The sequence below is a fragment of the Mycobacterium senriense genome, from assembly GCF_019668465.1.
GTDB lineage: Bacteria > Actinomycetota > Actinomycetes > Mycobacteriales > Mycobacteriaceae > Mycobacterium > Mycobacterium senriense.
This window is the reverse complement of the sequence record NZ_AP024828.1, coordinates 5,445,821-5,466,192: the sequence shown is the minus strand read 5'-3', so window position 1 is coordinate 5,466,192 and position 20,372 is coordinate 5,445,821. Positions and strand designations below refer to the sequence as shown.

Here is a 20,372-nt window from a genome sequence, read left to right as displayed (position 1 = left end):
GCATCGATTTTCCCTCTCAGGAGCGGCCGCCGGCCTTAGACTGCATGAGAAATGAGCGCCTATCAGACGGTCGTGGTCGGCACAGACGGCTCGGACTCCTCGCTGCGCGCGGTGGAGCGCGCAGCCGCGATCGCTGCGGATCATGGCGCGAAACTGATCGTTGCGACGGCACACCTCCCCGTCCGCGAGGAACGCGGACGCTACGCCATCCCGCCGGGGAGCGATCACGGTCAGGACTACCGGACGGTCGGCGAGGCTCCCTACTACGCGATCCTGCGGGACGCCAGGGAGCGGGCGCACCTAGCCGGTGCCAAGAACGTCGAGGAGAAGTCGGTCGTCGGCGCCCCCATCGACGTGCTGGTGCAGCTCGTAGAGGAGGCCGATGCCGACCTGCTGGTCGTCGGCAACGTGGGACTCAGCAGCATCGCCGGCCGGCTGCTGGGATCAGTTCCCGCCGCCGTCTCCCGCAGGGCCAAGACCGACGTCCTGATCGTCCATACCACCGACGCCTGAGCCTTCGTCGAGAATCGGCCGGGTCAGCTCAGCAATCGTTTGCTGATTATCCAGCGTTATCGCTGGGTATCCGTATAACCGTGCGTTTCATCCACGCGGCCGCCGCGGTCGGCATAGCCATCGCCGCCTTGTTCATCGCCTCGGCGATGCTGATAGAGACGTCCGCTCACGCTGACTACAGTGGTTACCGCCGCTGCGTGGGAAAGATGACAGAACCGCTGGCGGAACACGACCCCCAAAACTTGCAGCTTGTCGGAGTCATTGAGCAGGATCTCGATTCTGGAGTTCCCCCCGCTGCCGAGGCTCAGAAGGTAGCGCAGATGGGATTCGACCCGTCCTTTGCCAACGGGATTGTTCAGTGTGTGATTGAAGAACGTCCCTAGCGAGTCATCCGTGAGCGGCGTCCGCTGCGGCGATCAACGCCTGGGCCAGCTTCCGGGCTTGGGCTGGCGCGATGATCGGGGTATTGGGACAGTCAATGAAGACCTGGCACTCAGCGTGCCCGTCGACGTATTGCCGCCCGACGACGGAGACCACGATCTCGCTCTGTGGCCCGTGGCCAGCATGGTTGATGCTCCACTCCGGGCCGTCGAACACCCTGAACGCTGCCTCGACGGTGTCCCATTCGTCGACCATGGTTGCCCCGGTCGGCGGTGCAAGGTTGGGCTTCATGGCTAGATCGTCTCCGCGATCCCGGGCCCGGGCACGAGTAGTCCGCTACTCCACTTGTGCTGACCCCGGTCGACGTAGCGCTAAAAGTGGCTCCCAAGGCAGCTCCGGCGACAAAAGTGACTTGCAACAGTAACGTCCGCGCCGTCGATGTCGGTGATCGACAAGCCTTCTCCGACAGCGCATCCCGCATTACGCGCGTCTTCGACGCCGTAGCGGACTGGTCGCTGGGTTGCGCTGGTCACTGGCACCGGCCATCGCGGCCATCGATGGTGAACTCCGCATAGATAAATTGCTCCGCAGCGTCGGCTCGACCCGGCGCGGAGGGATTACCAGCGGTGTAGCGTTAGCGTCATAGCTGCTTCAGGAGAACAGGGTGCGGATTTGCAGGCGGTGCAGTGCAGCTGAAATGGCTAAATGTTGCCGAGCTGATCGCTAAGGCCGGTGGTGATCCATGGGCGATTAACCAGAGCTTGCAGGCCGGCAGCCCGTCTCAGATTTCGAGCCTGGCCGAGGCCTTCCATGGCGCGGGCCGACACACCGCCGAGGCGGACCACGCGTTCGAACAAGCCCGCCAACGATTCAATGCGGCTTGGAATCACCAGAACGGCGACCACCCGATCAACGACTCCGCGGAAGTGCAGCGGGTCATCAAATCGCTTGGCGCGCAGTCCGAGCAGTTGCCCAAAATCGGCGCTGACTTGGAGAACATCGCCGCCGCGTTGGCCGACGCGCAGAAAGCTGGAACGCAACGGATCTCTACGTTGGAACACGAGTTGCAGGGGCTCGACAACATTATCGACGCGGCGGAGCACGATCTGCAGGCTGGCCATCCCGACGCGAAGACCGAGGCTTTTCTAAAGAAGTTGATCGACGACGCGAAAGCCGACGCCGCTGATGACGTCCGGGATGCGCTTCACGATCTGCAGTCAATCCGTGACGGCTACTCGGCCACGCTGCAGAACTGTCTGGGCAATCTGCGCACCGACGGCTACGACCCGAACATCCTGCAGCCAGTCGATGCAGACAACCAGATCCCCCCGCCGAGCACCAATCCCGAGGACGTGCATCGCTGGTGGACATCACTGACCCCACAGCAGCGACAGCGGTTCATGGCGGAGCATCCCGACCAAATCGGCAATCTCAACGGCGTCCCCATTCTGGCGCGCAATGACGCCAACCTCACAGTGATGAATCAAGACCTCGACCGGGTGCGTGTCACCGCCGCCCGCAACGGTGTCTCGGTGGACGACGTGCTTCGCGATCCCGCGAAATTCGGTCTGTCAGCCACCGACATCACCCGCTACCAGAACGCCAACGAGACCAAGCTAGGCCTCGATCACGACGCCGGGGACCCGCTTCACCCGAACCCGGTCTACCTATTCGCTTATGACCCAACGGCGTTCGGCGGCAAGGGCCGTGCCGCGATCGCAATCGGCAACCCGGACACCGCGAAGAACACCGCGGTGATCGTGCCGGGCACCAGCAGCAGCGTGAAAGGGGGCTGGCTGCACGACGGCCACAACGACGCGATCAACCTGTTCGAACAGGCCAACGCCGCCGACCCCAATAACCCAACGGCGGTGATTGCGTGGATGGGCTACGACGCCCCCAACGGGTTTGACGACGTTGTGCGCATCTCCACACCCGAACTCGCCCGGACGGGCAGTGCGGCGCTAGCGCAGGACGTCAACGGTCTGTGGGCAACCCACCTCGGGGCGGCCCAGCATGTCACCGTGTTGGGCCACTCTTACGGCTCGACGACCGTTGCGGACGCCTTCGCCATGCACAACATGCACGCCAATGACGCTGTGCTGCTGGGCTGTCCGGGAACCGACCGTGCGACCAGCGCCGAAAGCTTTCACCTTGATGGGGGACATGTGTTCGTAGGAGACGCCTCCACCGATCCGGTCGGCATGCTCGGTCACCTAGACGGCGCGAGCAAGAAAATCTTCGGTGAGAACTTCTTCGGGAACAACCCCAGCCTGGGCGGAGACCCTGCCGTCGACGGGTTTGGGTCGGTCCGCTTCCGCGCCGAGGTTCCTGGCTCCGATGGCATCAACCCGCACGACCACTCCTACTACTACCACCGCGGCAGCGAAGCCTTGTACGGCATGGCCGACATCGTCTCCGGCCACGGCGACCAACTACAAGCCGACGGCATGACCGCCGAACACCGGCATTCGCTGGGCGGCGTGCAAGTCAGGATTCCGGGGCTACCGCCGGTCACGATCGGCCCACACACGCCGGCCGTCGTTGACCCGGAGTGGGAACGGTCGCCAGGGTCTATTACCGACAACCATGTTTTCGATGCCCAACACCACCATTAAGGAACAACGCGTGCCGTTGCGCCAATTACTGCTTACTTCGCTAGTGGCCGTCGCCATGTTGTTAGGAGGATGCGCACCAGTGCAACACAAACCACACGCCCCCGGATCGACAAACCCATATGAAGACACCGCCCACCCCATGAGCGACGACCAGACCAAGGCCCAGGTGATCGAGCCCGCCAAACAGATCGTCACCGCCGCCAACTTGGAGGGAGTCAGCGGGGCGTTCTCGTTCGCCTCCTGCAACGACCAAGGCGACCCGCCGTTTCAGGGCACCGTCACGCTGAGCTTCCTGATCCACGGGGACCCCGATGCCTATTTCCAGCAAGTACGGGCGGCGATGATCGCGCACGGCTGGAACGACGGGGCGCCACCCGGACAGCACTACCACGGCGCAACGCTCAACAAAGATGGCGTCGCCGCCAGTATCAGTTTCATGCCGTCCGACCACAGTTACGGGCAGATCATCCTCGACGGCCAATGCCGGAACATGGGCAACCACAAGGGCGAAGGTCAGTGGAGCAACATCAACGATCAGTTGGGCGGCCGTTAGCCGTCTTGCCGAATGACTAGCTAGGGCGACAGCGCGGTTGAGGATTCGGCCCCCGCAATCCTTGCGAGGACCATGGTTAACAACCAAATCCCTTGTGCGGCAACGCAGGAGGGGCGCGCCATCAATCGCTGGATATTCCCTGCCCTGTCAACCCTTCGGAGCTCACGTCGTGAGCGACATGTGCTGCGGCACGAGGACTTTCGTGTGTTCATATCATGACTAAAGTTTGGAATACGCCCTAGCGCGACAGCTTTCGCACGACGGCTGAGCTTCCGTACTCCTTCTAGCGGTAAGGTCCACGACCTCCTGCCGTGCGGCCATTCTGCGGTGCCGCATGAGTCCGCCCAAAAAAGTTGCGGGCCGAGCCCCGCACCACCAGGGTCGACCCGCAACCAACAACACCAACGGCGACCACAACCGCTAATTTGTGAAGTCCAGCGTAAACCCTTGGGTGAGACAACTGCGCACAAGGCACGTACCTGATGGCCGATTCCCTGGCACCGGAGCCGGGCGGCGGGCGGTGGGCGGCTAAACCAGTACTCAGCACAGCAGCCGGCCCGCCCCCAAGTGGGATGACGGGCCGGCTGTTTCGTCGGACAGGTAGTCCTAGGCTGTCGCGACCTCCTTCTTGCCGAAGACCCTTTCCAGCGCTGCGGTGTCGGCATAGGCGTGCGCCGCGACGACCTTGCCGTCGCGCAGGGTGAACACCTGCGCGATCTCAGAGGTCTCGCCACCGGCCGTAGTCTGGCAAAGAGCGATCACGTCGTCGCCATCTGCGATGAAACGCTGCGGGTCGGCAGTCGTCTGCTTCTCGGCCATCTTTGCGAGCAAACCTGCGAGATCGTGCTTGCCGCGATAGGAACCGCCGATCGCGCTGTCGCCCGGCTGCACCCACTCGATGTTGTCGTCGAACAGGTCCATCACGGCCTTGCCGTCACCGGCATTGAAGGCCTCGTAGCCGCGCTTGACTAACTCGATGTTCTGTTCTTGCTCTGACATTGTCAGTTCCCTTCACTCCACCCCCGATTTTCGGCCGCGGTGGACTCGCCCAGTCTGGGCAATCGCGCTAGGTCGGGTCTCCGATCAGTCAGACCATTCGCCGCCCGCTAAATGTAAGCCTTGGCACAGCGGATTTACTGGTACCGCTAGGAATATTTACTGGTAACGCTAGGAATGGGGTACTGGACTACCTGCCGCGCGGAGGTCAGCAAAAGCCGCCCTCCAGGTGAGATTAACGGTTGGCCCGCGAGCCTCAGGGCCTCGGCCGTAATCCGCCTCGGTCCTCGCGGCGTTCATCCCGCAGCGCATCCGCGCCCCACGACTATCGACGGCAGCGTCCCGCCCCGCTCCCGAGCCGCATGACGAAGAGCCGCCATTAACTCCTCCATAGCCATGGACTAGCGAGGTGCGCAGGGTGCGTGGACTACGCCGCGACCCGTGCAGCCGCGCCGACACCGAAAGCGGTGGATCAGCCTCCCGACGAGTTGGCCGTGGCCGCTGTATCGCTCCTCCACCAAAATATCGGCGAGCCCACCGCACTTCAGGCACTTTTCGACCCGGTGCATGCATTCCGGCATTAGCGTCCTCCTACGATCAAATTACGCGGGTGGCATCACCGGGGCATCTCTCGTAGGTCACGGATGGGCATGTCAGTTCCCTGGAGTGACACTGACCAGCATGGCATTCAAGGTGAATCGCGAGCCCAAATCGACCCTAAGCTTCGGGGACAAAGACAAGTTCGAGATTGTCAACGGCGGCGTGCTGAAGATCCGCCGAGCGAACAGAACAAATCTGTACATCAGCCCCCGGGTCTGGACGAGCATTGAGGAGGCCCCGTCACCTAGTGCTGGCCCTAGCCCGCGGATACACGACGACCTTGCTACCTAGACGTGAATAATCGGGCCCCTCCGAGGAGAAGTAGGGGCGGCCCGATCGACAACTAATTGAGACGCGGAGAGTGTCAATCCGGTTCCATCTTGTCCGCAAGTCATTGCCGCACGCACATCGCGTTAGGGGCGTGCGCGAGGGATGACGCGCGCGACGAGCGCTGGTGTCAGATTCGGCGCACCTTTTGCTCAGACTCCCAATCCTGCACCAGCCGCTTGGCGTTCTCCAACGTATGTGCTGATCCCTCAACCTCTTTGCGTTCACGACCGTCGCGGAGCGAGTAGCCCCGCGCCACCCAACGGTCGCTCTCTTCGTGGACGGTGTAGTGGACCCGGGTGCCGTACCGCTCCCAGGCATCGTCGCCGATGTGCATCCACTCATGCGACGCGGTCATGGTTCTCTCTTAAACCCCGTAGCCGTGCCGGGCCGCCCATAGGGGATCGCGTCTCCTTGTTCGTTTACTCGAACAGCGGAAACACCACCCTCGACGATTCCTCAAAAAAGTTGGCGAGCAGGGTATTTCAGCGTGCTCATCGAGCAGCTAGCCGATATGCCCCAGAGTCCCCGGCGTGCGGCCTTCTTCTGGCGTCCGTGATTTCGTAGGCGTTGTCACCACGCGCACGCAACGGCGGCGCATCGGAACGGTTCACAGCTGCTACCAGCCCCGGGAAGTCCCGCATAGGCAAGTCGGACGGCGCTCCTTTTCGTCAGGAACGCCGTCCGAAGCGCCAACCACCTGGTTACCAAGCTGCATGGATTGCGCGGTGAATGGTGGCCTCGGCGTCAGAAGAGGAAGAGTATTTCTCCCTGGCCTGACGCAAGCCCACCGCGCTGTGCCCAGTTGATGGGCCTTGCTTCGCGTGGGTGCCTGGTGGTCGTGCTGGGCGCCACAGCCGAGAGGAGGAATCTTCTCTTCCGGTCCGACCTTGGTCTGCCGTGGATCCGTACGGTTGACCCTACGCCTATCCAGGCAAAACAAATAGTGAATTGTCCGGGACGACGTAAGCGCCCGCGGTTTCGTGCCGCCTTGGGTGGAGGTGAATCACATTGCGGGTCAAATCAACCGGGCGGTCCGTGAGGAGAGCAGGGGGCGGCCCGCGTTATCTACTCAGAGGGACTCCCGCCGGCTGTTCGCCCTTCATCAAACGGCCGTTTGTACTGGCGTGGCGACTGGGTACGCAAGCGTGCTAAGCCCTCTGTGGTCAAGACGCGGCTACCGACGGCGCCCATCAGTCAGGTTCTGCTGTGCTTGCCAACGCGCCTCTTTGAGCACACCAGTGAGAAGGTGAGCGATCGTTTCGCTTGGGTCGCTCTGCGGGAACGCGAGGTGAGCCTTGGACCGGCAAAGCTGTTCGGCGCGCTCGAAACGCGCGATCTGCTCGGGCGTGAGCTGACCGGCCAGGTCTCGCCAAGTGGTTGCCGCGTTGTCTGGTGTGGTCATTGCTACATCACTTGGAACGGGGTTAGCCAATCCCTGGAAAGATAACCAAGTTCTGCGACAGGCTCGATGGTTCTGGATGTGAGCTATCGAGGGCGTCCGTTACGGCGCCGGGCGGCGAAGTTAATCACGTTGCCCACCACATGAACACGAGAGTCGGCGGCTCGAATCACCGCTCCAATGGCGCGTAACTCTTCGTCCGTCAAGGTTTCCGGCGACCTGGCACTCATGGCGGTCTTCACGCTGTAAATCAGTTCGTCTCTGTCGACGGTAGCGTCGCGGCCCCTGGTGACGCGGGTGTGCGCAGGCGCCAGCAGGGCATCGAACGCCACAACCTCGGGCACAGTGAGGTCTTCGAGGCCGACGACGTTCGTCATCTGGTGTATCTCGTCCACGAGACGGCCTCGGCGGCTGGTTGCCACAGTGCTGGGCATGGTGAGGTTCCCTTCAATCGGTCGAGTGTTGCCGACTGTCAGGTCATATCTAGGTCACGCGGACCAGTGGAAGCCTAGAAAAGTGCCTCTGAGCTGCTATGAAGCTGGTGCGCGATACTGGGATTGAACCAGTGACCTCTTCCGTGTCAGGGAAGCGCTCTCCCGCTGAGCTAATCGCGCCGGGAAACCAAAAGCTGGAGGTGGAGACGGGAATCGAACCCGTGTGCACGGCTTTGCAGGCCGTTGCCTCACCACTCGGCCACTCCACCGTTGGGGTCCACGCCACTTGCACCTTCGAGCGGATGACGGGATTCGAACCCGCGACCCTCACCTTGGCAAGGTGATGCGCTACCAACTGCGCTACATCCGCGCGCCTCGGACGAGATCGTCGCCCGGTGCGAAGCACGACGATAGTCCACGTGGGGGGGCCCATACAAATTTCTTGGTACGAGCCGTGCCCAGGCTATCGTGGCGACCTACCACACGGTGCGGCCGGTATCGTCTGGGCCGGCGCGTGCTAGTCTTCGACGTCGTTCGCCATCTCGGCGCGGTCCCGTGGCTCAGTGGGAGAGCGTCCGCTTCACACGCGGAAGGTCGCTGGTTCGATCCCAGCCGGGACCACAAGTATCAATCAGGTCAATGAATGATTGACCGCGCCCTCCCGTTTCCCTCGCGTCTCTCAGTGTCGACTTCTCACGCTGCGGTCCGGTGGCTCCTGTCGTAGCGTTACCTGCACGCCGGGGCGCGATTCGGGCGCACGCCAGGCGCGGAGGGGAACCATGTTGACCGTCGTCTCCCGCATCCTTCTTCCTGCGCTGGTAACCGGACTGATTGCGGCGCTGATTTCGGCGAGCAGCGCCTCGCCGGTCACCCCGGCGGCATGCAACAAGATCACCGCCAAATGGTCGTCGGTGTGGATTTTCATGCCGGACTGCCCGCCGTCGGCCGCTCCGCCACCGGCACCGTCCTCGCCGGCCCGGGCGCCCGACCCCGCGGCTCCAGACTTGCCCCACTGAACCACGCGCCCTTGCCTGATCGCGCCCGCTAGGACAACATGAACTGCATGAGTAAGGTTACCCTAACTACGGAGCTGCCGATCCCGGTCGAGACGGCCTCCGCCTTGGCGCGCAAGCCCGAGCTGATGAAGCACGTCCTCAGCCCAGTGCTGCGGGCGTACCGCCTCGAGGTCCCCGAGCGCATCGAGGTCGGCACGCAGGGATCGGCACGGCTATGGTGGTTCGGCGTGATCCCGGGCTGGACACATCACCTCACCATCAAGCGACTCGACCCGACCGTGATCTACACCAACGAGCACGGCGGGCCCGTCCATACCTGGAATCACCGCCTGACGTTCGAACCCATCGACGACGGCAGCTGCCGCTACACCGACGAGATCGAAACCGACGACGGTCTGCACGGGCTGCTGACCCGCGCCTTCGTCCGGGTCATGTTCCGGCACCGGCACCGGCGCTGGCGCAAGCTCGCGCAGATCTTGCACTGACAGCGAGAGGACGGTAGAAAATGGTCGGCAACCAAGAGGGCGTTGGCATGCTCAAACTCGAATGCCCACAGAGCCATCCCGTCGGCCGCATCCTCAAGGACGCACCGCATCAGGCCGTGCTGTTCGACCCTGGGGCCCAGGTGGGGCCGCGCCGCTTCTGGCCGGACGAGGACGAACAGCCGAATTTCACAACGCGCTGCAGGTTCTGCGATAAGCCGGTGGGGGACACCACGTCCACCTTGCAAACCAAACTCGCCTCGGTGCTCGCCGATGCGTCTGCGACCGCCGAGACGACCACGCTGCCTTACGTATAGGCGTCCGGCACCGCCGATACCGTAAGAGCTACAGTAGCGGCGTTGCGGCGCGATAGATCCGCTGCGACGCCGACTGGAGAGGAGTCCCGTGGCGCAGACACCGCATAACAGTCCCCGTCCGCCTGAAGGCGATTGGCTGGGCACTCCCTACCTGCGTTTCGAGCGCCAGGGCCCGATCGCCGTCTGCACCATCGATCGGCCGGAGGCGCGCAACGCCCTGAGCCCCGCGATGTACTTCGGGATCCGTTATGCGGTGGGGCGTCTCAACGAGGACAAGGACCTGGCCGGGCTGGTGCTCACCGGGACCGGCGACGTCTTCGCCCCCGGCGGCGACATGGGCGGCGGGGGTGGCGAGGACAACTGGATCACCTTCGGTTCCGCGCTGGGCATGGACGTGACGCCGTTCGACGCGGTGCGCACCTCGGGCAAGCCGATCGTGTCCGCGGTCAACGGGTTATGCCAGGGCGGCGGCTTCCAGATCGCCCTGTGCAGCGACCTGTCGGTGGTGAGCGACCGGGCGACCTTCCGGGTGCCCGAACTGTTCCGCGGCTACGCCGACACCTACTACAGCCAGATGCTCACCCGGGTCATCGGGCCGGTGCGCACCCGCGACCTGATGTTCACCGGACGGGTACTCACCGCGGTCGAAGCTCTCGACTGGGGCCTGGTCACTCGCGTGGTGCCGCACGAGGGCCTGCTGGACGCGGCGAAAGACATTCTCGCGCAATGCTGTCGAACCGCCCCGCGCGCCCGCGGCGTCATCAAGTCCAGCATCGACAGCTACCTGGGCCTCTATGACCGCATCGGCATGACCGCAAGCCTGTCCGACGCGGAGGCCATCGAAGGCTTCCGCTCGTTCAAGGAACGCCGCTCACCCGACTGGGTGCACCCGGAACTGCGCGTCGAGGGACGCCTGTAGCGCGTTCAGTCCCAATCGATCCACTCGCCGTGCGGCGCGACCTTCAGCACGGTGCTGATGCCGGCCTGGTCGAACGCCGCGACGAATTCGTCAACGCCCTCGCTGAAGTGGGCCCAGCCGTCGACGTAGGCCGGGATCACCACTGTGGCGCTTAGCAGTTCGGCGGCGGCGGCCGCGCGCGCCGCGGTCAGCGTCAACGGCCGCCCGCGCTCTTTGGTGGGCACGCTCGCCGCACCCGCGAACAGCACCGCAATGTCGACCCGACCGACGCGATCGGCGACGTCTTTGACCGCGGCCATCGACGCGTTGTCGCCGCTGAGGTACACCGTCGGCAGCCCTGGCCCGGACAGCACGAAACCCGTCACCTCGCAGTTGACGTGCCCGCCGGCGTCGCGCTGCCCGTCGGCCGGCCCGTGTACGGCCGGAACCGCTTGCACAATAAGCGATCCGGGCTCGCCGTCGAGTTCGTGGGATTGCCAGGGCGCGAGCCCGACCGCCGGCGGGCCCAGCCGGCCGGCGGCGCCGGTGTGGGTGAGCAGCAGCGGCGCGGCCAGTGCCATGCGGCGGCCGTCGTCGTCGAAGTTGTCGGGATGCTGGTCGTGGCTGACCAACACCGCATCCACCGGCCCCAGGGCTTTGGGACTCACGGCGGGACCGGTGAGCTTGGTCAGGTAGTCGTGCACGCCCGGCGGATCGAAGGTCGGGTCCATGACGATCCTGCGGCCCGCGATGTCGATGACGGTCGTGGGACCGCCCAGCACGCTGATCGCGCAGTCGCGCCGCGTCGCGTCCACTCGAGTGGTCATATCCCGCGCGCCCGGTCGCGCCAAAACGGTTCGCGCAGCTGAGTTTTCAGGATCTTACCGCTGGCGTTGCGGGGAAGTTCGGGTACGAAGTCCACCGTCCTCGGACATTTGAAACCGGCCAGGTGCTGGCGACAGAACTCGATGATGCCTTTTGCGTCGATCTCGCCGTCGGCCACTACGATCGCCTTGACGGATTCGCCCCAGAAGTCGTCGGGCACACCGATTACCGCGGCATCGAGGACTGCGGGATGCTCGATGAGCACGCTTTCCACCTCGGGGCCGTACACGTTCTCGCCGCCGGTGATGATCATGTCCTTGATGCGGTCTTCGATGTAGACGTAGCCGTCGGCGTCCAGGCGCCCGACGTCGCCGGTGCGCACCCAGTCGTCGGCGGTGATCGTTTCGGCGGTCGCGTCCGGTCGGTTGAGGTAGCCGGTCATGTTCTGGTTGCTGCGCACCCACACCTCGCCGGACTCCCCGGCCGGCCGTTGTGCACCGGAGTCGGGATCGACGATGCGAATCTCGCAGCCCTGCACCGCCTTTCCGGCCGCGACCTGCAACTCGGGCCGCGCCGCATCGCGGTGATCGTCGTCGGACAGCGCGGTGACCGCGCCGCACAATTCCGTCTGCCCGTACACCTGCACGAATTTCGTTTCGGGCCAGGTGGACAGCGCCCGGTGCAGCAACGGCAGCGGCATCGGTGCGGCGCCGTAGACGATGTAGCGCAGGCCGGCGATCGCGGCGGTCGCCGCCTCACCCGCATCCAAGAACCGGGCGATCACCGGCGGGACGAAGAACGCGTGGGTGGCGCCGCCGCGCACCGCGCCGATCAGCGTCGCGGCGTCGGGCTCTCGGGTCAGGAATGTCGGTGCACCGGAACGGATTCCGAACAGGGCGTAGCCGATTCCGCCGACGTGGAACAACGGCATGGCGACGAGGTTCGCGTCCCCGTTGTCAAAGGGAAACGCCGGAGCCAGGTTCGATGCGTGGTTGACCAACGCGCGCTGGCTGAGCAGCACCCCCTTGGGGCGTCCGGTGGTGCCAGAGCTGTAGATCACCAGCGCGGTCTCGTTCTCGTCGACACTCGGGTCGGGTTGCGTCGGCGCCGCCGCGGCGAGCAGCGATTCGTACTCGTCGCCGACCTCGACGATCCGTTCCACGCCCGGTACCCGCTCGGCGGCCGCCTCGGCCGGCGCACGCAACTCGGCGCCGACGACCAGCACGCGGGCGCCACTGTCGGCCAGCACGTGGACGAGTTCGTCGCCGATCACCCGCCAGTTGACCACGGTGGTGACCACACCGATCGAGGCGCCCGCGATGAGCACCTCGAGGCAGGCGGGGTGATTTTTGTCCAGGAAGGCCACGCACTGGCCCCGCTCGAGGCCGGCGGCGCGCAAGGCCCCGGCCGTGCGACGGATCCGCGAGCTCCATTCGGCCCAGGACCACTGGCGCTCGCCGTAGCGGATGGCGATCGCGTCGGGGCGCTGCTGTGCGTGTCGTTCGACGATGCCGGCGAGCGTCCCCACCGCGCTGGTCGTCGTGTCGGCTGGTGTCATGAACCCCTCCGCGTTCGAATTGCTCCAGTTTTTAATACGCGGTCGGTCGCGCACACGCCACGCCGACCCTCGCCGGCGCAGGTCGCTCGCGCCTCACTCCATAGAGGCGATCATCAGTCCGCCGTCACCGGCGGCCTGGGTGGTCGCGCTGCTGTCCTGCCGGAAGTCGATGAACGCCGATCGGCCGGTCGAGGTGTTCAGCAGCTCGGTGAACGTGCCGATCACCGGAATCGTGCCCTGCGGGTTCACCACGGTCGCGGTGTAGTTGACGGACGCTTGTTCCTGGAAGTTCGCGCCGGGCAGCGGCTTGGTGTCGGGCGGGTTCAGCCGGTTCACATCGGTCAAGATGGCCGAGGCGCCGCTGGTGAATTGGGCGATGTCGGCCTGCAGGAGCCCGGCGGCATCCGTGCCGCCCGCGGGCTTGACCGTGACCCGCAGCTGCGCGCTGGTGTCGGCGTTGTTCAGCGCCACCCAGTTCGGGCCGCGGTGTCCGACCGTCCAGCCGGGCGCGGGGGTGACCGAAACGCCCTCGGCGATGGCGATCGCGTCGTCGGACGCCAGGGTTATCGCGGCGCTGCGTTCGGCCCGGTTGGCGGAGCAGGCCAGGACGGTTACGGCGATCACGGCGGCCGCGCACACCGCCCCGACGCGCCATCCGGCCCGACGGGAAGGCAGCTGAGGCTGAGTTGCTGACATCGTCGTTCCTAACGCCGTCGGGCGCTGCGAAATTCGCCCGTGGGCATATCGTCCGCCAGTGCCGGCGGCAATGTCCAAGATGGGTTTGCTATGGCTCGATACAGCCCACCTATCAAGACGCCGGATGAGTTTGTAAAGTTCACGGCGCGAACCGATTTGACACCAGATCCGGTATTCGCGAACCGGCCGCGGGGCGGTGTGTCACCATGACTGGGCCGACCTGCCCGACGGAAAGGATCCGACATGGTGAACCCCGAGCGCGCCCGTTCCCGCACCTTCGTCGTGACCGGCGCCTCCTCGGGGATCGGGCTGGCCACCGCGCGGCGGCTTTTGGCCGAGGGCGGCACCGTGGTGGGCGCCGACCTGGCCACCCCTCCCGACGACCTGGGGCCGCGGTTCACCTTCGTGCCCACCGACGTGACCGACGAGGCCGCGATCACCGCGGTGCTGGCCGCGGTGCCGGGCCGCCTCGACGGCCTCTTTCACGCCGCCGGTGTCGCCGGGGGAGGCCCGGTGCACCTGCTCGACCGCGCCGAATGGGACCGGGTGATCGGCATCAACCTCACCGGCACCTTCCTGGTGGCCAAGGCGGCGCTGGCCAGGATGATCGAACAACCCCGGGCCGACGGCGAACGGGGCTCGATCGTGACAGTCGCCAGCGTCGAGGGCCTGGAGGGCACCGCGGGCGGCAGCTCGTACAACGCGGCCAAGGGCGGCGTCGTACTGCTCACCAAGAACATCGCGCTCGACTACGGGCCCAGCGGCATCCGGGCCAACGTCATCTGCCCAGGCTTCATCGAAACGCCCATGGCGCACAGCGTCTTCAGCATCCCCGGGATGGAGGGCCCGCTGGCCTCCATCACCAAGGAGCACGCCCTGCAGCGGCTGGGGCAGCCCGAAGAGATCGCCGCCATGGCCGCCTTCCTGCTGTCCACCGACGCCTCGTTCGTCAGCGGCCAGGCCCTCGCCGTCGATGGCGGCTACACCGCCGGTCGCGATCACGGTGTCGTCGAACTCTTCGGCTTTCCCAGGTGATCCGACTAAGATTCGTCCATGAGCGGTGGACTTACTCCTGACCAGGCGATCGAGGCGATCCGGGGCGCCGGCGGAGCACAGCCCGGTTGTCGCGCATTGCACGCCAAAGGCACCCTGTATCGGGGCACGTTCACGGCGACCCCCGACGCGCGCATGCTCTCGCGCGCACAGCATCTCGATGGCTCGACCGTTCCGGCGCTGATCCGCTTCTCCAACGGATCGGGCAACCCCGAGCAGCGCGACGGCGCGTCCGGTGTGCGCGGGATGGCGGTGAAGTTCACCCTGCCCGACGGCTCCACCACCGATGTCTCGACGCAGACCGCCCGCCTGTTCGTCTCCAGCACGCCGGACGGCTTCATCGATCTGCTCAAGGCGATGCGGCCCGGCCTCACCACGCCCGTGCGCCTGGCCAAACACCTGCTCACCCATCCGAAGCTGCTTGGCGCGCTGCCCATCCTGCGCGAGGCGAACCGCGTCCCGGCCAGCTACGCCACCACCGAGTACCACGGCCTGCACGCCTTCCGCTGGATCGCCGCCGACGGCAGCGCCAGATTCGTTCGCTACCACCTGGTTCCGACCGTCTCCGAGGAATACCTGTCGGGATCGGATGCGGGCGGCAAGGATCCGGACTTCCTCACCGACGAGCTGAAGGCGCGGCTGGACGACGGGCCGGTGCGGTTCGACTTCCGGGTGCAGATCGCCGGGCCCACTGACTCGACGGTGGACCCGTCGGCGGCCTGGCAGAGCACGCAGATCGTCACCGTCGGCACGCTGGCGATCACCGGCCTGGACACCGAACGCGAGCACGGCGGCGACATCGTGGTGTTCGACCCGATGCGCGTCACCGAGGGCATTGAGCCCTCCGACGATCCGGTCCTGCACTTCCGGACACTGGCGTATTCCGCCTCGGTCAAGCTGCGAACCGGTGTGGAACGCGGCGCCGAAGCTCCGTCCGCCTGACCGGGGAGCGCCCCGTGACGATAGTCACCTCGCGCCGAAATCGGCGGCAGACTAGGGTTTTTCTTCGGTGTCGCCACTTCAAATGTTTCTTGTATGCCTGGCTGGGCTGGGTGCCGGCGCGATCAACGCGCTGGTCGGTTCCGGCACCCTGATCACCTTCCCGACACTGGTGGCGCTCGGCTATCCGCCGGTGACGGCCACCATGTCGAACGCGACGGGTCTGGTCGCCGGCAGCGTGTCGGGCACCTGGGGCTATCGCGCCGAGCTGCGCGGTCAATGGGATCGGCTGCGGTGGCAGATCCCGGCGTCGCTGGCCGGCGCGGTGCTGGGCGCCTATCTACTGTTGCATCTGCCCGAGAAGGTGTTCGCCGAGATCGTGCCGGTGCTGCTGGTGCTGGCGCTGGTGCTGGTGGTGATCGGGCCGCGAATCCAGGCGTGGACGGCCCGGCGCGCCGAGGAGGCGGGACGCTCACCCGAGCACGTCAGCCCGCGCCGGATGGCCGCGCTGGTGTTCGGCACCTTCGCGGTCGGCGTCTATGGCGGCTATTTCACCGCGGCACAAGGCATCCTGCTGGTCGGCTTGATGGGTGCGATGTTGCCGGAGTCGGTGCAGCGGATGAACGCGGCCAAGAACCTGCTGGCTCTGGTGGTGAACGTGGTTGCCGCCGTTGCCTATACGTCGGTGGCGTTCGACCGGATCAGCTGGCCGGCCGCCGGCCTGATCGCGGCGGGCTCCCTGGTCGGGGGGCTGCTCGGGGCGCGTTACGGGCGCCGACTGTCGGGCAACGCGCTGCGGGCGATCATCGTGGTCGTCGGTTTGATCGGCCTGTATCGCCTGCTCGCGGTGGCCTGACGAGAGACCGGGTACGGCAACGGGATTGACCGCGTCGGGCTTACCTCAACTCAGCGTGGCCGCGGCGGCTTCGGCGATGACATCCATCACCTCACCGCGCTTGCGCCACGCCCGCAGCTGACGCATCGCCCCGTTGCCATCGGATATGACGCGGTCGAGTTCGTGGCGAACGCGGTCGTATTCGCCCAGCGACTCCAGCGCGGGGCGCACCCGCTGCACGAGCGCCCCCAATTGCTCACCCGCAGGCACCACACCCCGACCGTGTATCAAATCTAGTGTGCGGCCGGACAACCCGTCGTGTGCGGCCTTCCAGTACGCCGCGCGCAGCGCACCGGGCGGCAGCCGCCCCGCGTCATCGGGCGAGTCGAGCGCGGTCATCACCGCTGCCCGGATCAGGGTGGCCAGCAGCACGGTCTCGGCGACGGTGGCCGGCACGTCGGCCACCCGGACCTCGACCGTCGGGAAGTCCGCGGAAGGGCGTACGTCCCAATAGATCATGTCTTTGTCCAGGATCACCCCGGTATCGACCAACCGGCGCACCGCGTCGTCGTACTCGTCGGGTGAGGCGAAAAACGGTGGCGCTCCGGCTGCGGGCCAGCGCCGCCACAGCACGCTGCGCCAGCTCGCGTAGCCGCTGTCCGCGTTGCGGTACACGCGCGAATTCGCCGACAGCGCAAGCAAAGACGGCAGCCATGGTCGCAGCCAGTTGCTGACATGGATGGCGGCGGCGCGATCGGGCACCTGCACGTGCACGTGGCATCCGCAGATGCCCTGTTCGTGAGCGACCATCCCGAACTCTTCGCCGATCCTGCGGTAACGCGGGGTGTCGGTGACGGGAAACTCGTGCGGTGTGGTCGGCGGAAGCCCGCAGGCCAGCAGCTGGACGCCGGCGGCCTCGGCGGCCTGCGCCGCGCTGCGCCGCAGCCGGTTCAGCTCCTCGCCGAGCTCGGCGCTGGTCGAAGCCACACTCGAGGTGGTTTCCACCTGACAACTGCTCAATTCGAGTTGCAGCTCGACGCCGCGCCGTTCGGCTTCCGCGGCCACCGCGGCGTTGTGCGGGGCGGGCGCGCCAGTCTGCGGATCGATGAGGAGAAATTCTTCCTCGGCACCAACGGAGGGATGGTCGCCCATGAGCCGATTACGGCCCCGAGGAGCTACCAGCGAGCGGCCGCAGACAGCGCGGAATCGACGGTGGCGTAGATCGGCAACACGCTGCCCAGACCGCACGCGTCGACGATGCGTTCAACGATCGGCTCGCAGCTCACCAGGCGGAGGTCGATGTCGCGTTCGCGGCAGCTCTTGGCCTCGTCGGCCAGCACCGCGAAGGCGCAGCAGCCCATGAAGTCGAGTCCGGTGACGTCGACGACGAAGAAGCCGGGCGCGGTGACACCGCTGGCCGCCTCGCGCACCAGGTGGCGCCAGGTGTCCTCGTTGCAGGCATCGACCTCGCCCCCGGCGTAGATCACCACCGACGGGCCGCTGCGATCGGCGGTTGCCCGCAGCGTGGAGTTGGGGTCACCCAGCTCGTAAACAAGTTTGGTGCTCAGCGTCAGATGACTGGTGGGCATCGCTTCAACAATGGCCGAATTCATGGTGGACCCCCTGATCGACAGGCGCCCTGGGGCGCCCCGATGGATGCCCGTCCTAATGTCTGAAGACAGACTGTTCGCGAATCTCTTTTGTATAACGAGACAGGGCGGTCTGTCTACCGGCGGGGGCCTAAGAGTACGTTAAGTCCTGTATGACAACTCCGGATGTCGGAGCACCCACCGCGTCGCCTCGCGAACGCGTACTGACCGCCGCATATGACCTGTTCAGCCGGCGTGGTATCCGTGCTGTGGGCACCGACGAGGTGATCGCACGGGCCGGCGTCGCCAGGGCGACGCTGTACCGCCATTTCGCGACCAAGAACGACCTGGTGCTGGCCGTACTGGAGCGCCGCGAGGAGCTCTGGACCCGCGGTTTGATCGAGGAGCAGTCGTACGTGCGCGGCAACACCCCCGAGGAACAGCTGCTGGCGATCTTCGATGTGATGCACGACTGGTTCCGGCTCAGCGACCGCTACGAGGGTTGCTCGTTCATCAACGTGCTGCTCGAGGTGGGACCCGATCACCCGGCCGGTCGGGCCTGCATCACCCACATCGACCATGTCCGCGACATCGTGCGACGGCGCGCCGTTGCGGCCGGCTTGACCGACGTCGAGGACTTCGCCTGGTCCTGGCACATTCTGATGAAGGGCGCGATCATCCTGGCTGCCGTCGGGGACCTGGACGCCGCGCTGCGCGCCCGCAAGATGGCCCTCGGCTTGATCGACGAACACCGGCCGCCGTTGGTGGCGGACACCAGCGAGGCCGTCTAGTCACACGGTGTCGGACGCGCCTGCGCCGGCCTTGCGGTAATGCTCTGCCTCTAATTCCGCGATCATCCGGGATGTGCGTTCCCGCAACAGGATTGCGGCGGTGAGCCCGGCCACGACGGCGATCACCAGGCCGATCCAGGAGAACCGTTCCAGCCAGCGCTCGGCGGCGATGCCGGCGAAGTACACCAGCGCGGTCGTGCCGCCGGCCCAGCAGATGGCGCCCGAGACGTTGGCCGCCAGGAACCGCGGGTAGTGCATCTTCAGCGCCCCCGCCAGCGGGCCGGCCAAAATTCGTAGTAGCGCGATGAAGCGGCCCAGGAAGACGGCGCGAACACCCCAGCGGTTGAACAACTTTTCGGCGAGCGCGATGTGGCCCGGACCGAAATGTTTCGGGAATCGCCGGCCGAGCCGGTCGAAAAGCGGCATGCCGAACCGGCGGCCGATCGCGTAGCCGATCGAATCGCCGATCACCGCGCCGATCACGGCGGCGACGCCGACCCCGACCGGATTGACGGCCAGGTCATGGTGCGACGACATCAGCGCCGCCGTCACCAGCACGATCTCACCCGGCAGGGGAATGCCCAGGCTCTCGATCCCGACCACACCGCCGACCACCAGGTAGACCGCGAGCGGCGGAATCGAGTGCAGCAAGGACTCCAGATTCATGCGTCAAGGATGCCTGACCGGGCGCGGATCCGTGCCCTAAGGTGTCCGCTTGAATTCGCTCGGGGTATCCAGCCCCACCAGCCGCGGGCGTTTGGGTTCGCGCCCGTCGTACGACGACAGGCCGCGCAGCCGCCGCCAGATCCATGGAAAGAAGCTCTCCTGCGCCCAGCGCAACTGCTCGAATGTGCCCGCCGCGAGGGAACGCTGCGTGGGGTTGAGGCCGCCGAGCGCCCAATCATGGTTGCTGTCAGGCAAATTGAGCGCCTCGGCCGCCGCGGCGGCAAACAGCATGTGGCCCTTGGTGGACGCATGCACCCGATCGATGGCCCAGGTGTCCAACTCGCGCATCGACGGCGCGTTGTACAGGTCGACGAGCCGGAATCCGTAGCGGTGGGCCGCCGCGCTGATGGCCCCGTTGATCCGGGCGAGCCGCCCCGCCACCAGCCGGCCCAGCGGCAGGAACTGGGCGACGTTCGGGAAGGTCGTCGTCACCACCGTCGCGCCGCAATCGGCCAGCGCGGCGTAGATGTGCTCGAGGTCGGTCAGGGCGGGCGTAAAGGACCGGCCGGGCTGGATGACGTCGTTCATCCCGGCGCAGACGGTGATCAGGTCGGGCCGCATGGCCAGCGCCTGCGGAACCTGCTCGGTGAGCACGTGGCCGATCCGTTTTCCGCGGATCGCGAGGTTGGCGTATTGCAGCCCGGGATACAGCGAATCGACCAGCACCGCGAGCCGGTCGGCGAATCCGAGCAGGCCGATGGCGTCGTCGCCATCCCACAGGCCCTCGGTCTGACTGTCACCGATGGCGACGTAACGGCGGTATCCAGCGTGAGTAGCCCCGCTCACGATGCCGAGAATAATACGAAGCCGCGCCCATAACTGG

25 protein-coding genes and 4 tRNA genes are annotated in these 20,372 nt (G+C 65.8%); 14 read left to right on the top strand and 15 right to left on the bottom strand.

Going from position 1 to position 20,372, the window contains the following annotated elements:
• The first annotated feature begins 51 nt into the window (after positions 1-51).
• Entirely contained in the window at positions 52-513 is a 462-nt protein-coding gene (locus MTY59_RS25430) for a universal stress protein (protein ID WP_221043602.1), read from the top strand.
• A gap of 80 nt (positions 514-593) precedes the next feature.
• Entirely contained in the window at positions 594-896 is a 303-nt protein-coding gene (locus MTY59_RS25425) for a hypothetical protein (RefSeq protein WP_221043601.1), read from the top strand.
• 4 nt (positions 897-900) lie between these two features.
• On the opposite strand, the gene MTY59_RS25420 is transcribed toward MTY59_RS25425, so the two are convergent.
• Complete coding sequence (locus MTY59_RS25420) at positions 901-1,185, bottom strand: hypothetical protein (protein ID WP_221043600.1); 285 nt, start codon at positions 1,183-1,185, stop codon at positions 901-903.
• A gap of 395 nt (positions 1,186-1,580) precedes the next feature.
• Between MTY59_RS25420 and MTY59_RS25415 the strand changes: the two genes are divergently transcribed.
• Together MTY59_RS25415 and MTY59_RS25410 are read left to right on the top strand one after the other, a co-directional pair.
• Positions 1,581-3,512: a putative alpha/beta hydrolase gene (locus tag MTY59_RS25415; protein ID WP_221043599.1), complete on the top strand. Its 1,932-nt coding sequence runs from the start codon at positions 1,581-1,583 to the stop codon at positions 3,510-3,512.
• A complete protein-coding gene (locus MTY59_RS25410; RefSeq protein ID WP_221043598.1) occupies positions 3,493-4,065 on the top strand; it encodes a hypothetical protein in 573 nt (190 codons plus the stop codon). Before MTY59_RS25415 ends, MTY59_RS25410 begins: the two co-directional genes overlap by 20 nt.
• Positions 4,066-4,671: 606 nt before the next feature.
• Here MTY59_RS25410 and MTY59_RS25405 read toward each other — a convergent pair.
• Entirely contained in the window at positions 4,672-5,064 is a 393-nt protein-coding gene (locus tag MTY59_RS25405; protein WP_221043597.1) for a nuclear transport factor 2 family protein, read from the bottom strand.
• Positions 5,065-5,483: 419 nt separating this feature from the next.
• Between MTY59_RS25405 and MTY59_RS25400 the strand changes: the two genes are divergently transcribed.
• Positions 5,484-5,645 carry a hypothetical protein gene (locus MTY59_RS25400; protein ID WP_221043596.1) on the top strand — a complete coding sequence of 54 codons (162 nt, stop codon included), beginning with the start codon at positions 5,484-5,486 and terminating at the stop codon, positions 5,643-5,645.
• Positions 5,646-6,118: 473 nt separating this feature from the next.
• On the opposite strand, the gene MTY59_RS25395 is transcribed toward MTY59_RS25400, so the two are convergent.
• The 6 genes from MTY59_RS25395 to MTY59_RS25370 all read right to left on the bottom strand — a co-directional run bounded on the left by MTY59_RS25395 (position 6,119) and on the right by MTY59_RS25370 (position 8,194).
• A complete protein-coding gene (locus tag MTY59_RS25395; protein ID WP_221043595.1) occupies positions 6,119-6,346 on the bottom strand; it encodes a hypothetical protein in 228 nt (75 codons plus the stop codon).
• 819 nt (positions 6,347-7,165) lie between these two features.
• Positions 7,166-7,393: a hypothetical protein gene (locus MTY59_RS25390; protein WP_221043594.1), complete on the bottom strand. Its 228-nt coding sequence runs from the start codon at positions 7,391-7,393 to the stop codon at positions 7,166-7,168.
• A gap of 83 nt (positions 7,394-7,476) precedes the next feature.
• The gene (locus tag MTY59_RS25385; protein WP_221043593.1) at positions 7,477-7,767 is read right to left on the bottom strand and encodes a hypothetical protein; all 291 of its coding nucleotides are present in this window, start codon (positions 7,765-7,767) and stop codon (positions 7,477-7,479) included.
• A 162-nt stretch (positions 7,768-7,929) separates the two neighbouring features.
• Positions 7,930-8,004, bottom strand: a tRNA-Val gene (locus MTY59_RS25380).
• Between the two features lie 15 nt (positions 8,005-8,019).
• Positions 8,020-8,093, bottom strand: a tRNA-Cys gene (locus tag MTY59_RS25375).
• 28 nt (positions 8,094-8,121) lie between these two features.
• A tRNA-Gly gene (locus tag MTY59_RS25370) sits at positions 8,122-8,194 on the bottom strand.
• Between the two features lie 179 nt (positions 8,195-8,373).
• Between MTY59_RS25370 and MTY59_RS25365 the strand changes: the two genes are divergently transcribed.
• The 5 genes from MTY59_RS25365 (at position 8,374) to MTY59_RS25345 (ending at position 10,558) form a co-directional block, all read left to right on the top strand.
• Positions 8,374-8,445, top strand: a tRNA-Val gene (locus tag MTY59_RS25365).
• A 158-nt stretch (positions 8,446-8,603) separates the two neighbouring features.
• Positions 8,604-8,840 carry a hypothetical protein gene (locus MTY59_RS25360; protein ID WP_221043592.1) on the top strand — a complete coding sequence of 79 codons (237 nt, stop codon included), beginning with the start codon at positions 8,604-8,606 and terminating at the stop codon, positions 8,838-8,840.
• Between the two features lie 38 nt (positions 8,841-8,878).
• The gene (locus MTY59_RS25355; protein WP_221043591.1) at positions 8,879-9,325 is read left to right on the top strand and encodes an SRPBCC family protein; all 447 of its coding nucleotides are present in this window, start codon (positions 8,879-8,881) and stop codon (positions 9,323-9,325) included.
• 20 nt (positions 9,326-9,345) lie between these two features.
• Positions 9,346-9,639: a hypothetical protein gene (locus MTY59_RS25350; RefSeq protein WP_221043590.1), complete on the top strand. Its 294-nt coding sequence runs from the start codon at positions 9,346-9,348 to the stop codon at positions 9,637-9,639.
• 88 nt (positions 9,640-9,727) lie between these two features.
• Positions 9,728-10,558, top strand: a complete 831-nt coding sequence (locus MTY59_RS25345; protein ID WP_415822818.1) for an enoyl-CoA hydratase/isomerase family protein — start codon at positions 9,728-9,730, stop codon at positions 10,556-10,558.
• A 5-nt stretch (positions 10,559-10,563) separates the two neighbouring features.
• On the opposite strand, the gene MTY59_RS25340 is transcribed toward MTY59_RS25345, so the two are convergent.
• From MTY59_RS25340 to MTY59_RS25330, 3 genes are all read right to left on the bottom strand, one after another.
• Positions 10,564-11,352, bottom strand: a complete 789-nt coding sequence (locus tag MTY59_RS25340) for an MBL fold metallo-hydrolase (protein WP_221046655.1) — start codon at positions 11,350-11,352, stop codon at positions 10,564-10,566.
• Between the two features lie 8 nt (positions 11,353-11,360).
• Positions 11,361-12,920, bottom strand: coding sequence for a long-chain-fatty-acid--CoA ligase (locus MTY59_RS25335; RefSeq protein ID WP_221043589.1), 1,560 nt, complete (start codon positions 12,918-12,920; stop codon positions 11,361-11,363).
• Positions 12,921-13,013: 93 nt separating this feature from the next.
• A complete protein-coding gene (locus MTY59_RS25330; protein WP_250160665.1) occupies positions 13,014-13,616 on the bottom strand; it encodes a hypothetical protein in 603 nt (200 codons plus the stop codon).
• Positions 13,617-13,859: 243 nt separating this feature from the next.
• Here MTY59_RS25330 and MTY59_RS25325 point away from each other — a divergent pair, with 243 nt between their 5' ends.
• From MTY59_RS25325 to MTY59_RS25315, 3 genes are all read left to right on the top strand, one after another.
• Complete coding sequence (locus MTY59_RS25325; RefSeq protein WP_221043588.1) at positions 13,860-14,651, top strand: SDR family NAD(P)-dependent oxidoreductase; 792 nt, start codon at positions 13,860-13,862, stop codon at positions 14,649-14,651.
• Positions 14,652-14,669: 18 nt separating this feature from the next.
• Positions 14,670-15,611 carry a catalase family peroxidase gene (locus MTY59_RS25320; protein WP_221043587.1) on the top strand — a complete coding sequence of 314 codons (942 nt, stop codon included), beginning with the start codon at positions 14,670-14,672 and terminating at the stop codon, positions 15,609-15,611.
• A gap of 82 nt (positions 15,612-15,693) precedes the next feature.
• Positions 15,694-16,464, top strand: coding sequence for a sulfite exporter TauE/SafE family protein (locus tag MTY59_RS25315; RefSeq protein WP_221043586.1), 771 nt, complete (start codon positions 15,694-15,696; stop codon positions 16,462-16,464).
• Between the two features lie 45 nt (positions 16,465-16,509).
• Here MTY59_RS25315 and MTY59_RS25310 read toward each other — a convergent pair whose 3' ends face one another.
• Both MTY59_RS25310 and MTY59_RS25305 read right to left on the bottom strand, forming a co-directional pair.
• Entirely contained in the window at positions 16,510-17,595 is a 1,086-nt protein-coding gene (locus MTY59_RS25310; RefSeq protein ID WP_221043585.1) for a glutamate--cysteine ligase, read from the bottom strand.
• A gap of 23 nt (positions 17,596-17,618) precedes the next feature.
• Complete coding sequence (locus MTY59_RS25305) at positions 17,619-18,056, bottom strand: anti-sigma factor antagonist (protein ID WP_221043584.1); 438 nt, start codon at positions 18,054-18,056, stop codon at positions 17,619-17,621.
• Positions 18,057-18,205: 149 nt separating this feature from the next.
• Here MTY59_RS25305 and MTY59_RS25300 point away from each other — a divergent pair, with 149 nt between their 5' ends.
• Positions 18,206-18,823, top strand: a complete 618-nt coding sequence (locus MTY59_RS25300) for a TetR/AcrR family transcriptional regulator (RefSeq protein WP_221043583.1) — start codon at positions 18,206-18,208, stop codon at positions 18,821-18,823.
• Here the strand turns inward: MTY59_RS25300 and MTY59_RS25295 are convergent, their stop codons facing one another.
• Positions 18,824-19,489: a DedA family protein gene (locus MTY59_RS25295; protein ID WP_221043582.1), complete on the bottom strand. Its 666-nt coding sequence runs from the start codon at positions 19,487-19,489 to the stop codon at positions 18,824-18,826.
• Between the two features lie 36 nt (positions 19,490-19,525).
• On the bottom strand, positions 19,526-20,335 hold the full coding sequence (locus MTY59_RS25290; protein WP_221043581.1) for an SGNH/GDSL hydrolase family protein: 810 nt from the start codon (positions 20,333-20,335) through the stop codon (positions 19,526-19,528).
• Between the last annotated feature and the right edge of the window lie 37 nt (positions 20,336-20,372).